Annotated in this window: 13 protein-coding genes; 10 read left to right on the top strand and 3 right to left on the bottom strand. The window is 35.4% G+C overall.

Annotated features, from left to right (window positions below; genetic code table 11):
• The first annotated feature begins 7 nt into the window (after positions 1-7).
• The 6 genes from mnmG to SLW70_RS03585 all read left to right on the top strand — a co-directional run bounded on the left by mnmG (position 8) and on the right by SLW70_RS03585 (position 8,646).
• Complete coding sequence (gene mnmG, locus SLW70_RS03610) at positions 8-1,879, top strand: tRNA uridine-5-carboxymethylaminomethyl(34) synthesis enzyme MnmG (RefSeq protein ID WP_320890643.1); 1,872 nt, start codon at positions 8-10, stop codon at positions 1,877-1,879.
• 181 nt (positions 1,880-2,060) lie between these two features.
• Positions 2,061-2,909, top strand: a complete 849-nt coding sequence (locus tag SLW70_RS03605; protein ID WP_320890641.1) for a class I SAM-dependent methyltransferase — start codon at positions 2,061-2,063, stop codon at positions 2,907-2,909.
• 244 nt (positions 2,910-3,153) lie between these two features.
• Entirely contained in the window at positions 3,154-3,783 is a 630-nt protein-coding gene (locus SLW70_RS03600) for an OmpH family outer membrane protein (RefSeq protein ID WP_320890639.1), read from the top strand.
• 168 nt (positions 3,784-3,951) lie between these two features.
• Entirely contained in the window at positions 3,952-4,872 is a 921-nt protein-coding gene (locus tag SLW70_RS03595; protein ID WP_320890638.1) for a family 16 glycosylhydrolase, read from the top strand.
• A 186-nt stretch (positions 4,873-5,058) separates the two neighbouring features.
• Positions 5,059-6,270 (top strand): family 16 glycosylhydrolase, encoded by a 1,212-nt coding sequence (locus tag SLW70_RS03590; RefSeq protein WP_320890637.1) that lies wholly within the window; start codon positions 5,059-5,061, stop codon positions 6,268-6,270.
• 102 nt (positions 6,271-6,372) lie between these two features.
• Positions 6,373-8,646, top strand: coding sequence for a helix-turn-helix domain-containing protein (locus SLW70_RS03585; RefSeq protein WP_320891741.1), 2,274 nt, complete (start codon positions 6,373-6,375; stop codon positions 8,644-8,646).
• 39 nt (positions 8,647-8,685) lie between these two features.
• On the opposite strand, the gene SLW70_RS03580 is transcribed toward SLW70_RS03585, so the two are convergent.
• Complete coding sequence (locus SLW70_RS03580) at positions 8,686-8,979, bottom strand: hypothetical protein (protein WP_320890636.1); 294 nt, start codon at positions 8,977-8,979, stop codon at positions 8,686-8,688.
• Between the two features lie 2 nt (positions 8,980-8,981).
• Here SLW70_RS03580 and SLW70_RS03575 point away from each other — a divergent pair, with 2 nt between their 5' ends.
• From SLW70_RS03575 to SLW70_RS03565, 3 genes are all read left to right on the top strand, one after another.
• Positions 8,982-9,758 carry a hypothetical protein gene (locus tag SLW70_RS03575; RefSeq protein WP_320890635.1) on the top strand — a complete coding sequence of 259 codons (777 nt, stop codon included), beginning with the start codon at positions 8,982-8,984 and terminating at the stop codon, positions 9,756-9,758.
• A 276-nt stretch (positions 9,759-10,034) separates the two neighbouring features.
• Complete coding sequence (locus SLW70_RS03570; RefSeq protein WP_320890634.1) at positions 10,035-10,280, top strand: type II toxin-antitoxin system ParD family antitoxin; 246 nt, start codon at positions 10,035-10,037, stop codon at positions 10,278-10,280.
• Positions 10,280-10,579 (top strand): type II toxin-antitoxin system RelE/ParE family toxin, encoded by a 300-nt coding sequence (locus tag SLW70_RS03565; protein ID WP_320890632.1) that lies wholly within the window; start codon positions 10,280-10,282, stop codon positions 10,577-10,579. Before SLW70_RS03570 ends, SLW70_RS03565 begins: the two co-directional genes overlap by 1 nt.
• A gap of 355 nt (positions 10,580-10,934) precedes the next feature.
• On the opposite strand, the gene SLW70_RS03560 is transcribed toward SLW70_RS03565, so the two are convergent.
• Together SLW70_RS03560 and SLW70_RS03555 are read right to left on the bottom strand one after the other, a co-directional pair.
• Complete coding sequence (locus tag SLW70_RS03560) at positions 10,935-11,474, bottom strand: hypothetical protein (RefSeq protein ID WP_320890631.1); 540 nt, start codon at positions 11,472-11,474, stop codon at positions 10,935-10,937.
• 372 nt (positions 11,475-11,846) lie between these two features.
• Positions 11,847-12,779, bottom strand: coding sequence for an SPOR domain-containing protein (locus tag SLW70_RS03555; protein ID WP_320890630.1), 933 nt, complete (start codon positions 12,777-12,779; stop codon positions 11,847-11,849).
• 102 nt (positions 12,780-12,881) lie between these two features.
• Here SLW70_RS03555 and dprA point away from each other — a divergent pair, with 102 nt between their 5' ends.
• A complete protein-coding gene (dprA, locus tag SLW70_RS03550; protein WP_320890629.1) occupies positions 12,882-13,982 on the top strand; it encodes a DNA-processing protein DprA in 1,101 nt (366 codons plus the stop codon).
• Positions 13,983-14,258 lie beyond the last annotated feature (276 nt).

The raw sequence follows: 14,258 nt of genomic DNA, 5'->3' as shown, positions 1-14,258 counted from the left end.
ATAAAAAATGTTTTTAGAAGAGTACGATGTAATTGTGGTAGGTGCAGGACATGCAGGTTCAGAAGCTGCAGCAGCAGCGGCTAATTTGGGTTCGAAAACTTTGTTGGTTACAATGAGTTTGCAGAACATTGCACAGATGTCTTGCAATCCTGCTATGGGCGGAATTGCCAAAGGACAAATAGTGCGTGAGATTGATGCCCTTGGTGGATACTCTGGAATTGTTTCAGATAAAACTGCGATTCAATTCAAGATGTTGAACAAGTCAAAAGGTCCTGCAATGTGGTCTCCAAGAGTTCAGTCTGACCGTATGCGTTTTGCTGAAGAGTGGAGAATGATGTTAGAAGGAACGCCAAATCTTGATTTTTATCAAGAGATGGTTAAAGGTTTGATAATCGAAAACGGCAAGATAAAAGGAATCAAAACTTCCTTAGGAGTAGAGATTAGGTCTAAGTCGGTGGTCTTGACAAACGGAACTTTTTTGAACGGTTTGATTCATATTGGAGACAAACAATTTGGAGGAGGTAGAGCTGGAGAAAGTGCTGCTTATGGAGTAACTGAAGATTTGGTTAATGAAGGTTTTGAAGCAGGCCGAATGAAAACAGGAACGCCTCCAAGGGTAGATGGTCGTTCGTTGGATTACTCCAAAATGAATGAAGAAAAAGGAGATGAACGTCCTGATAAGTTCTCTTATTCTGATGAAACAAAACCGTTGATTCACCAACGTTCTTGTCATATGACCTACACTTCTTTGGATGTGCATGATATTTTGAGAGAAGGTTTTGATCGTTCACCAATGTTTAATGGTCGTATCAAAAGTATCGGTCCAAGATATTGTCCTTCTATCGAAGATAAAATCAATCGCTTTGCTGATAAAGAACGCCACCAATTATTTGTCGAGCCTGAAGGTTGGAATACTTGTGAGGTATACGTGAATGGATTTTCAACTTCGTTGCCTGAAGATATTCAGTTTAAAGCTTTGCGTTCTGTTGCCGGATTTGAAAAGGTGAAATTCTTCCGTCCTGGATATGCAATCGAGTATGATTATTTTCCGCCAACACAATTAAAACATACTTTGGAAACTAAATTAGTGGAAGGATTATATTTCGCTGGTCAGATAAATGGAACTACTGGATATGAAGAAGCGGCCTCTCAAGGTTTGATGGCGGGTATCAATGCGCACTTAAAAGTACACGAAAAAGATCCGTTTATTTTGAAACGCGACGAAGCATATATTGGTGTTTTGATTGATGATTTGATTACTAAAGGAACTGAAGAGCCATATCGAATGTTTACTTCTCGTGCTGAATATAGAACCTTATTGCGTCAAGATAATGCCGATTATCGATTGACTCCAATGTCAAATGCTATCGGTTTAGCTTCGGATAAACGTATGCGTCGAATGGAACATAAGTTTAATCAATCTGAAAAAATGGTCAATTTCTTCAAAGAAACGAGTGTAACGATTGGAGAAACTAATCCTATTTTGGAATCAAAAGGAACAGCTGCTATTTCGCAAGGTGACAAAATGTTTAAAATATTTTCTCGACCACAAATCGATTTAGAGGATATGATGCGATTTGAAAAAGTAAAAACCTATATTGAAGAGAACGATGTCGATCAAGAAATTTTAGAACAAGCCGAAATTCAAGTAAAATATTCAGGTTATATCGAAAAGGAAAGAAACAACGCTGATAAGTTAACCAGACTAGAAGATGTAAAAATTCCTGAAGATTTTGATTACCATAAAATCAAATCGATGTCAATTGAAGCCAAACAAAAATTATCAAAGATTCGTCCTGTAACTATTTCGCAAGCATCGCGTATTAGTGGAGTGTCTCCAAGCGATATTTCGGTGTTGTTAGTGTATATGGGAAGGTAGTTAGTGTTCAGTGTTTAGTTATTTAGTAGTCAGTTACCGCTGTTCTGATTACTAAATAACTGAACACAGAACACTTTTTTACAACATTGTTCCACGTGAAACTCTTTAGGTTTTTATTTACTAACCCCTTGGTAATACTGATAAAATGATTACTAACTAACTGATTATTGACCACTATAAAATGAATATTTTAAACAAAAAACATTTTCTTACTGTAAAAGACCATTCGGTTTCTCAAGAAGTTTTTGAACTTTATCATGATGAAGTTTTGGATATGTTGATTACACATCCGCAACCGAGTTTGGATGTTTTAGGTAAATATTACGAAAGTGAAGATTATATTTCGCATACCGATAACAAACGTTCGTTATTTGAAAAAGCCTATCATTTTGTAAAAGGGATTGCACTGAAGAATAAATTGAATTTAATTAATTCGATGCAAAAGTCTCAAGGTCGTATTTTAGATATTGGAGCAGGAACAGGAGATTTTTTAAATGTGGCCAAAGACAACGGTTGGAAAACAATCGGAATTGAACCTAGCGATAGGGCAAAAGGAATTGCAATCAAAAAAGGAATTGAATTTGTAAACGCCACAACCGATTTAGAAAATCATTCTTTTGATGTCATTACGATGTGGCATGTTTTAGAACATGTACCCGATTTAGATTTTCAAATCAAAGAATTGAAACGACTTTTAAAACCAAGCGGAACTTTAATCGTTGCGGTGCCAAATTATAAATCTTTCGACGCAAAACATTATGGTGCCTTTTGGGCGGCTTATGATGTGCCCATTCATTTTTGGCATTTCTCAAAAAAGTCCATCCAAAGTCTTTTTCAAAAAGAAGGAATGGATTTAGAAAAAATCCTTCCCATGAAATTTGATTCTTTTTATGTGAGTTTGCTTTCAGAAAAATACAAAACAGGGAAAATGAATTTTGTAAAAGCATTTTTTATAGGATTGCAGTCTAATTTGAAAGCAAAACACAATTTGGAGTATTCCTCCCATATTTACGTGCTAAAAAACAGCTAAAATTGATTTTAAGTGGTTTTAAGCGCTGTTTTCTATTTAAAATATGGATTATGTGTCCGTTTTTTTGAAATTCGCTTAAAATTAATCTAATGAAGCCGATTTTTATAGCTTAAAATTATCTAAAATTTTATTACAATAAGGAAATCTAATAGTTTAAAAATAAGCCAAAATCTAAAGAATTTTAGGATGCTACTTATTTTTTTATATTTTTGTTCCAATCACAAATAATCACAAATACACCAAAATGAAATCAGAGATTCACGAATACCAAAAAACAAATAAAAACAGCATGAGTAAAAAAGTACTATTTATTATCGCGATGGCAGTTTCAGTTTTTTCTTGTCAGAAAGCGGTAGAAGTAAAAGAAGCTAAAACAGCTTATGTTGATACTTCAGAATTAATGAAAGAATACACAGAGGCAAAAGACCTTGAAGCAAAATATAAAGCACAGTCTGAAGAAAAAGGAAGACAATTAGAAGCAGAGATTAATCGTTTTAAACAAGACGCTGCTAATTTCCAATCGCAAGCACAAGCTAACGGTCAAGAATGGGCACAAAAAAGAGCGGCTGAATTGCAAAAAAGAGAGCAACAACTAGGTTATGCACAACAAGCATTGGCTCAACAACTACAACAAGAAAGTGGAGCTGAAATGGATACCCTAGTAACGGGTGTTAAAAAATTCATCAAAGACTACGGTAAAAAGAACGGTTACACATACATTTTTGGAACAGGTGATGTAGCTTCTATTTTATATGCTGAAGATAAATTAGATATCACTAAGGAAATCATCAAAGCGTTAAACGACAAATACAAGTCGGCTGATAAAAAAGAGGACAAAGAAGAGAAAGCAGAAAAAGCAGAAGCTAAAAAATAGTTTTCGCTTAATATAGTAACAAATCGGTTTGAAAGTAATTTTAAACCGATTTTTTTTGTTTCTATATTATGGTAAATTAGTTAATTTCAATGTATTAGAGGATAAAATTGAGTCTGTTTTTTTATTGAATATCTCATTAATTTGATAATTCAATAAAACTTAACTAAAATGAATTCGAAAAAAATTTTTTCACTGTTGCTTCTTGTTGTTTGTTTTTCGGTTTTGAGTCAAAATAAGCCGTATATACTATCTCCAGATTCTAGTAAAAAATGGAAACTACAAACTAATTTATCTGATGAATTTAATTCAAAATCAATTGATTGGAATAATAAATGGCTACTTAAAAAAGTTCTTCCAAATGTAAATGCTTGGAAATGGAACAATGAAGCGAATGTAAATATTGTAAATAATGCCGCAGAAATTACAATGCGTCATAATACTGATAATGTTCCTGTTGCGGGTACATATTTTAATTCGGGTATTTTAAAATCTAAAGATACTTTTACTACTGGTTTTGTTGAAGTTAGAATGAAAGGGGCGACAATCAATGTTCCAGGGATGGATAATGGTAGAGGAGTTTGTCCTTCGTTTTGGTTGTATAGTGATTTTGATAGAAATGTTGAAGAAGGCCAAACTGTTTATTCTGAAATTGATGTAGTCGAATTGCAGCAATTTGATTATTTTAAAGGGGAGCAAGATGATATTTTTGATATGGATCTTAACTTACACATGGTAATCAAAGAAAATGGTAAAGATGTTTGGTATCGTCCAAAACAAAGAGTAGAAACCCAAAAAAACCATTATACAGCTTCATTTGACCCTAGATTAGATTATCATATTTACGGTTGTGAGGTGACAAAAACTGAAATCAATTGGTATATTGATGGGGTGAAGGTGGCTACTAAGCCTAATGGACATTGGAATCGTCCTATGAATGTTACGATGTCTTTAGGACTTAGAGTTCCTTTTGTTAAATTCATGAACAATAGATTCGAACCAGTTGACCCATTGGTTGATGAGCGTGCCAAAAAGCAACTTGCAGGAATGCCCACTTCTATGTCTGTTGATTATGTTCGTGTTTGGAAATAAATATTTCACAAGAACAGTAGTATAACATACTGTTGTGATATATTCTCTGTGTAAAGCTATTTGAAAAGTCATTTTCGAATAGTTTTTTTTTAATAGGTTAATTTCAACTTGCTACAGGATAATTTCAGTATGTTTTTTACTGTTATTTCTCTTTTTATTTGGGTTTATTAACTTAACCCAAATATTATGAATTTTAAACCAAAATCGTTAGTACTGCTTTTAGTAGTATCTTCTTTTGTCTATGGACAACAAACCCCTTTTATAAATTCTCCCGACCCTAATAAACAGTGGGAATTGCAGTCTAATTTGTCGGACGAATTTAATAGTTCTACGATTGATTGGGCCAATAAATGGAACTATGCCAATAATTTACCGATTGTAAATGCCTGGAAATGGAATAACAACAGCAATGTTAAGATTGTGAATAACGCAGCTGAAATTAAAATGAGTCACAATACCAATAATGTTCCTGTAGATGGTACTTATTTTAATTCGGGTATTTTAAAATCCAAAAGTACTTTTACAACAGGTTTTGTTGAAGTAAAAATGAAAGGAGCTGTAATCAATATTCCAGGAGCTGACAACGGACGTGGAGTATGTCCTTCCTTTTGGCTTTATAGTGATTTTAATGACGCTGCTGCAGAAGGCAAGACCGTATATTCTGAAATTGATGTGGTCGAATTGCAACAATTTGATTATTTCAACGGAGAACAAGATGATATTTTTGACATGGATCTTAACTTACATTTGGTTTTAAAAGAAGGGGGAAAACGAGTTTGGTATAGACCAAAACAGAATGTAGCCACTCAAAAAAATCATTACACCGCTTCATTTAATCCAACTTTAGGCTACCATGTTTATGGATGCGAAGTAACTGATACTGAAATCACATGGTATGTAGATGGCAAAAAAGTAGCAACAAAACCTAATACTCATTGGAATTTACCCATGTATGTGACAGTTTCTTTAGGGCTTAGAGTTCCTTTTGTAACTTTTTTAGATAATAAATTTGAACCTATAAATCCAGTAACTGATGCTCGTGCCAAAAAGCAACTTCCAGCTATTCCTACGTCAATGTCAGTAGATTATATTCGTGTTTGGAAAAGGGCGACTACTAGTTCAGTCAATAGCAATACTACATCAACAACTTCTACTGGATATAATGGCAGTATCAGGGTTTTCTTAGATCAGTCTAAGGATAATATGAATATTATTTTGGATAATTTTTCGGGTCAATCACAAATAAAATTATTTGATATGTCGGGCAATCAACTGCTTAATACTACTTCTAATCTTTCTACGATCGTTTTATCAACCAGTGCTTATCCTGATGGAGCTTATATTATTAATGTCATTAATTCAAATGGCACTTACTCTCAAAAGATTTTCATTAAATAAATTAAAATAAACTACTTGATATAAAGCTGTTTGAAAAGAAATTTTCGAGCAGCTTTTTTATTTCGTAATTATTGTATTTTTACATTTCTAATTTTACACGCCATGCAAACTACAACCGAAGCCTCAAAATACACCTTGCAATTTATCAATCAAACCCAGCGTTCCATCTTCCTCACAGGAAAAGCAGGAACCGGAAAAACCACTTTGTTACGCCAAATCATTGAAACCACCCATAAAAACACGGTGGTCGTGGCGCCTACGGGCATTGCTGCGCTTAATGCGGGCGGTGTAACGATTCATTCGATGTTTCAATTGCCGTTTGGCGGATTTATTCCGTCCTTTAATGTTGATTCTCAGTTTACCGATAGAGTTAAATTCGAATCCAAAGATACCTTGCGCCGTCATTTCAGAATGAACGGAGTCAAGAAAGCCGTCATTCGCAATATGGAATTGCTCGTGATTGACGAAGTCAGCATGCTCCGTGCTGATTTACTGGACGCTATCGATTTTATGATGCAAACCGTTCGTAAAAAATCACAACCTTTTGGAGGAGTTCAAGTTTTGTATATTGGCGATTTATTGCAATTACCGCCAGTGATTCGAGACGAAGAGTGGAGCACCTTGCGCCAGTATTACAAAGGGAAATTCTTTTTCCATTCCCATGTCGTACAGCAAAGTCCACCGTTGTATATTGAATTATCCAAAATTTTCCGTCAGAACGATGAAACCTTCATTTCGGTTTTAAATAATCTGCGCAACAACACCATTACGCCTCAGGACATGGAGGTGCTCAATCAATACGTCCAACCCAATTTTGACCTCAAAGCCAACAAAGGTTATATTACCCTAACAACTCATAATGCCAAGGCCGACACGATGAATGCCCAAGCTCTGGAAGATTTAGAAGGGAAATTAGTCAATTACAAACCCGAAATCACGGGCGATTTTCCAGAAAAAATGTATCCGCTCGATGAAGTGTTGCAACTGAAAGTGGGCGCACAGGTGATGTTTGTCAAAAACGACCTCTCTTTCGAAAAAAAATATTTCAACGGAAAAATGGGAATCATCCAGTCGCTTTCGTCTCACGAAATCCGAGTGCATTTTCCCGAAGAAAACAAAACCATCGAGGTCGAAAAATACGAATGGCAAAACATCCGTTACAAAGTCGATGAACTGACTAAGGAAATAGAGGAGGAGGTTTTGGGGACTTTTGTACACTATCCCATCAAACTCGCTTGGGCGATTACCGTGCATAAAAGTCAAGGTCTGACCTTTGATAAAGCAGCGATTGATGTTTCGCAAGTTTTTATGCCCGGGCAAGCTTATGTCGCCTTATCGCGTTTGCGTTCGTTAAATGGGCTTATTTTGCTTTCTCCGTTGCGTATGAACGGAATTTCGAACGATGAAGAAGTGATGGAATACGCCCAAAACAAAGCCACCGACGAGCTTTTGAAAAATTCCCTGCATTTTGAAACCAAAAATTTCATCCATAATTACCTGATAAACAGTTTCGAATGGCATGATTTGGCACAAGAATGGCGCAATCACAAATACAGTTACAACGGCGACACCGAATCCAAGCTAAAATCCAAACACTCCCTTTGGGCCGACAAGCAGTTTCAAGCTATGGATAGTTTGCTTGCACCTTCGCAAAAATTCGTCCACCAACTCAACAAAATTTTCAATACCGAAACCGTCGATTTAATTCATGTGAGCCAGCGCATCGAGGCGGCTTTCAATTATTTCCTAGCGCCTATGGACGAATTGGTTTTCGAAATTCTGTGGAAAATCGAAGAAGTCAAACGTACCCAAAAAGCCAAAACTCTATTCGAAGAACTCAAAATCCTCGAAGAATTACAATCCAAAGCAGTCTTGCGCTTGATGAAAGCCAAATTGCTCATCGAAACCGTGGTAGCGGGCGAACCTATTTCGAAGGAAAAATTAACTTCCAGCGACATCAAGCATTACCTGTCCCGAAAAACCAATGCCATCCAATCGCAGTTCAAAGAAACCCACGTCACTTTGATCGAAGACGAAGCCGATGCCAACCGCTATACTTCAAAAAAAAAAACCGACAAGAAGGAACCCAAAAAATCCACCGTTCAAGAAACCTACGACTTGTGGCTACAAAAAAACACAATTAAAGAAATTGCCGCCATTAGAAAACTCACACAGGAAACCATTTTAAGTCATTTAACGAAGTTAATCAACGCTAAAACTATCACGATAAACGATGTTTTGCCCGAAGATAAAATTCAAGAATTAACCGAAGCCTTCCATGGCTACCAAGAAGAATCGGTTTCACCACTAAAAGAAAAATATGGCGAAAAATTCAGCTGGGAAGAACTGAGAATGTTCAAGGCAAGTTTGAATTAGTTTTTTTTGGAGGTGCTGAGTTGCTAAGGTTCTGAGAGACTAAGGGTTTTTTGGAGCAGACGATTGGGTATTTTCAGGATTGATTGTTCCTGCCATACGCTCTATCTTGTGGCGGCTTAACGCCTGCCGCCACAAGGATGCCGCTGCTGTCAGGGCTAGTGAGAAAATTCTGTTTTTATATTGATGATTTTTATATATTTGGGAAAAAGTAATACTCAACAACAGTTGAGCAGATTTACCCATAATTGGTTGTATAAGTTCAACTAGAAGAGTAAAAACTGAGTATATAAACGAGTTGTGGTAATTACTAATCAACAAACCGTTGAATTTCATATATGGAAAACAAGTTTTGCTATAAATGTGATAAAGTTGCGACTTCGAGAGAACATGTGCCGCCTATTTGCCTATTTCCGGAGGCAAAAGATGTAATGGGATTAAATTTTAGAAAAGATTTAATAACTGTGCCTTCTTGTGACGAGCACAACTCGAAGAAGTCACACGATGATGAATTTTTAATGCTATCAATTGCAGGAATTGTTGGTAACAATCTTGTTGGTTATTTACAAAGCCAAACAAAAGTTGATAGAGCAATCAGAAGAAAATGCAAAGACTTTTTAAATAAAGAAGTTATTAAAAATTATACGCATCAAACTTTAAAGTCAAAAAGTGGCAGAAAGTATCCAGTTCTTTATGGAAATCCAAACTATGATAGATTAGTAAGTTGTTTTGAGCATATCGCTTATGGAATATATTTTCATGAATTTGGAGAACGTTTTAATGGTATCGTAAAAATGCTATTGGGTTTTATAAGTTATAATGACAAGAATACTCAAACCATGACAGAAATGGTTAAGGAAAAGTTTAGAGTAGATGAAATTTCAAAAGGTATAAAAGGAGAAAATCCAGCAATCTTCAAATATCAATTTTTTGAACCTGACCAATTTGGATTAATCGGAATGGTAATGACTTTTTATGAAGGAACTGAAGCTTTTGTCGCTTTTCAGCCTAAAAACTCAAAGGAACCTTTTGACCTTTCATTGTCTTTGTTAAATGCTGGAATTCCTACATTCATAGAAGTCGGAGGCAAAACTTTCGAGTTTAACAAAAAGTAACTACCGCTAACAGCCGTAGCCGTTGCCCCCAGCTAGCGCGCAATGTCATTAAGTTAAGGAAAAAACATCCTGTTTTGTCATTCCGACGAAGGAGGAATCACACTAGTTGCTCACGTTATGTGATTTCTCCTTCGTCGAAATGACAAAAAAAAAGCTTAACTTAATGACATTGCGCTCGCGTTAGCGGAGGGAAACGTTACCAGTAACTTTTGCGCAAAAAACGAAAAAAATTGATTTTAATACCAATTATTGGTACCTTTGGTAAAAACAATAATTATGGCACGAAATACATCAATATTATTAGGTGACTATTTTGAAAACTTTATTAATGAACAAATTTCTACAGGAAAATATAGTTCAGTAAGTGAAGTTGTTAGAACTGCTTTAAGAGTTTTTGAGCAAGAAGAAACTAAAAAAAAATCTCTAATCAATGAACTTAAAATTGGTGAAAAGAGCAGTAAAATCAGCAATTTTGACCGCCATAAAAATCTTGAAATGCTAAAAGCTAATTTTCAAAAATAATGTCAGAGTATATAATTAGTGAAAAGGCATTAGAAGACATTAATAACATTTGGATTTATACAGCAGAAAATTGGTCCGTTGAACAAGCAGATCGATATTATAACTTAATCATTGACGAAATTGAATATATCGTCAATGATTTAGATATGGCTTGTGACTTTGGGAAAATCCGAAAGTCATATAAATATTCAAAAGTGAAATCACATTTAATTTTCTTTAAAAAAGACAAAACGAATCTAATTGAAGTCGTTAGAGTTTTACACGAAAGAATGGATATTGAAAGCAGATTAGCGGAATAAATAAAAAAACTCGATCACGCTGACTTACCCGATCGCTCTGACTTGCCACAACCAGCTCCGCAAAGTGTAGCTCGCTGCGCAAATGTCTCTGACTTTGCGCCCACACAGTTTGCAAATAAAGTATTTGAAATACGAACAGGCGAAGCAATCTCCACATAGATTTTCTACAAAGTTTGGCAATGCAATCATCGATTATAGGTAATCTTTGTCACGCTGAAAGCGTCCCAAGCAAAGAGCTTACTGCAACTGAGATTCCTCCGGAATGACAAAAGTTACGTAATAGAATTATCATTTTTTATCTTACCGACATAGGAGAACACAAAAACTAGCGCAACTTAACAAACGATTTATAAAACTATTTCCTTTTCACCACATATTGATTTTCCCAATCCATGGTTTTGATGGCTGACATGCGGTTTGTGGTGTCCATGTACACGCGGAGTTCTTTGTTGGCTACTTTTTTGCTGTATAAGGCTTTGTAACGATAAACGGTGGTTTGATCATCGGTTAATTTGTAGATTTCGACGAGTTGTATGTCGATAAATTCACCGTAATATTGGCGGTATCGAGTACAAATGGTCGAAATAGCTTCGATGGTAATGTTATTGATAACGCTTCTCGTAGCTTCAGAAGTGTTATAAGGCTTAAATTTGGACGTGTTACAGGTGTTTAATAATCTTTTGCCTAAATCGTATGCTTTTTGCTTTTGGGAGCTTTTAACGGCGTTTAAATTAAGTTTTATGTAAGGAGCAGCCGGTTTTTCTTCTAAAACATCTTCGACTTCTTTGGTGGCTTCTTCTGTTTTCTCTGTGATGGGTAAGGTGGTGGTAACTACTTTTTTGGATTTACAACTTATAAATAGGGTAATTGTGAGTAGTATAATGATTTTTTTCATGCTTGTATGCTTTGTTGAATGTTCATTTGAAATAAAAACAAAATCGTTACATCAAATATCAGGCCGTTTAGATAGTTAAAATATTGATTAATAACAGATAATAGATTACTTGTTGTATTTTGAAATTGTTTTAAATTCTGGTTTTTATTGAATATATAACTAGTTTGAGTCGGTTTTATTGTTTTAAGTTTCAAGAACTGTTTTAGACTACATTCGTTATTTTGAAAACTATTGCCCTAGCCCAGATGGGAACGGCATCCTTTTGTGATTGCCTTAGCAATCACAAAAGATAGAGTGGACAGCTGGAAAAAGCTCCAAAAAATGAACATAAAAAACCCCAAAATGCTGATGCTTTTTGGGGTCGTTATATTTTTATAAAGATTCAATCAGTAGCCAAGCTTCGGGATTGTCTTTTTCTTGTATTTCTTTTTTGGCTTGTTCTGCTTCTGCAAAAGTAGCGTAGCTTCCGTAGAGCACAGGGTATAAACCGTGTTTGTTTTGTGGAATTCTTTTGGCTTTGTATCCTAAATTAGACAAGCGTTTGAATATTTTTTCAGCGTTTTTTTCATCTCTAAAAGCACCTGCCATTACATGATAGGACATTTTAGTTTCTTTGATAGAAAGAGTCACTGCAGGAAGCGGGTTTTGGATAAAGAAAGTAGCTTCTTGAATCTTGGTTTCTACTTGTTTTTGAACGGCTTTTTCAACGATAGTTTTTTGGTTGGCCATTTCATTTTGATACAATGGGTAGCCTACAGAACCAGTTAATCCCAATCCAAGAACAAATATAGCAGCGTATTTCAAGAATGAACGGCTGTTGTTATGTTCTGGTTCAAAAACAATCACTTCTTTTTCTTCCACAGTTTCAATATGCTGTGCTACTTCTCTTTTTATCAAAGGAGAAACAAACGAACTCAAACCGAATGAAGAGGTTAGGTAATTGTTTTGGTCTAATGGTTTGAAAACAACATGGTTTTCAGTGTTTAAACTCAACTCACCAATGTTTTTTAAAGTAAGCTGACCGTTTTGTTCCATTGCTTTCTTCCAGTTCAATACTTCATGTTGGATAGCACTTACAGCATAGCTATAAGAGGTTTTTTCAACATGAGCAATATGATTGGCTAATAAACCATCATTATTTTTAATGTTGGAATTAAAAGAAATGAATTTTTTTGGTGGAAAAAATGAATGTGAACTTTCAACCCATTTAGCGGATTGAATTTCAGTCAAAAAAGCACCGAAACCAGGTACGGTAACGCATTGGTGACGGTATAAAAGCTGGGCGATGTAGTGTTCGATATTCATACTTACAAAGTTATACAATGAAAATAGTTATCAAAATTTTATTCACAATTTTTATTAACAATTGCAGTATTTTTTTATACTTTTCAGAAACAATTCATTAGCATGACAGAACAGGAATTATTTTACGTTTTAGCGCTCCAAAGAGTCGATGGAGTGGGCGATATTATGGCCAAAAAACTACTTACACATTGTGGAACTGCCGAAAATGTTTTCCAATCGAAAGCACAACATTTGGCTTCGATTGATGGAGTAGGGAGTATGTTGTTGAAAAGTCTTAAAGACAAAACCGTTTTTGAAAAAGCTGAAAAAGAATTGGCTTTTATTCGGGCAAATAATATTAAGACTCAATTTTTTCAAGAAGAAGGCTATCCTGAGCGATTGAAACATTGTTTTGATAGTCCTGTTATGTTATTTACTTCTGGAAATATCGATTTGACTAATCGAAAACTGATAAGTATTGTGGGAACAAGGCAAATCACTTCTTATGGAACCGAATTTTGTCGGAAACTAATCGAGGATTTGGCTCCTTTAAATCCGGTTATTGTGAGTGGTTTTGCTTATGGTGTGGATATTGTCGCGCATCAATTAGCGATGGAGCATAACTTACAAACCATTGGCGTGGTAGCACATGGACTGAACCAAATTTATCCTAAACCTCACAAAAAATATGTAGCCAAAGTCGAAGAAAACGGTGGTTTTATGACCGAATTCTGGAGTACGACCAATCCTGATAAAGAGAATTTTGTACGTCGCAATCGAATTGTAGCGGGAATGACCGAAGCGACTATCGTCATTGAGTCAGCCGAAAGAGGAGGTTCATTGATAACTGCAAATATGGCTAATGATTACAATCGCGATGTGTTTGCAGTTCCAGGTAGAGTGACTGATAAATACAGTCAAGGCTGTAATTATTTGATAAAAACTCAAAAAGCAAATGTACTGACCAGTGCTGCCGATTTGGTTTATATGTTGAATTGGGATATTAAAGAAGAGACCAAACCAATTCAAAAACAGTTGTTCGTTTCCCTCGATAATGACGAACAAAAAGTGTATGATTACCTCCTTAAAACAGGCAAAGAATTAATGGATATCATTGCGTTGAATTGTGATTTTCCTATTTACCGCATATCAGGATTGTTACTCAATATGGAACTCAAAGGTGTTATTCGACCGTTGCCAGGAAAAATGTTTGAGGCGATTTAGGGGCTCACCACAAAGGGCACGAAGGAATTACGAAGATTCACTAAGCTTTTGTTTTAAATTTTTGGAGCAGAAAGATTAGTTTTTTTAGGAAAGTTAGTCCTGCTATCCGCTGCAATCTTGTGGGGGCGAAACGCCAGCCCCCACAAGGATTTCCACTTCTATCAGGGCTCATGAGGAAACTGAAGTGATTTTATGTAAAGTATAGTGCAAAAAAAAAAAGCTTTGACAACTTTCAAAAAGTTGTCAAAGCTAAATAATGTACATATTCTAAAGATA

Origin of the sequence: Flavobacterium sp. NG2, assembly GCF_034119845.1 — a bacterium.
Lineage (GTDB): Bacteria > Bacteroidota > Bacteroidia > Flavobacteriales > Flavobacteriaceae > Flavobacterium.
This window is presented reverse-complemented; position numbering and strand designations above follow the sequence as displayed.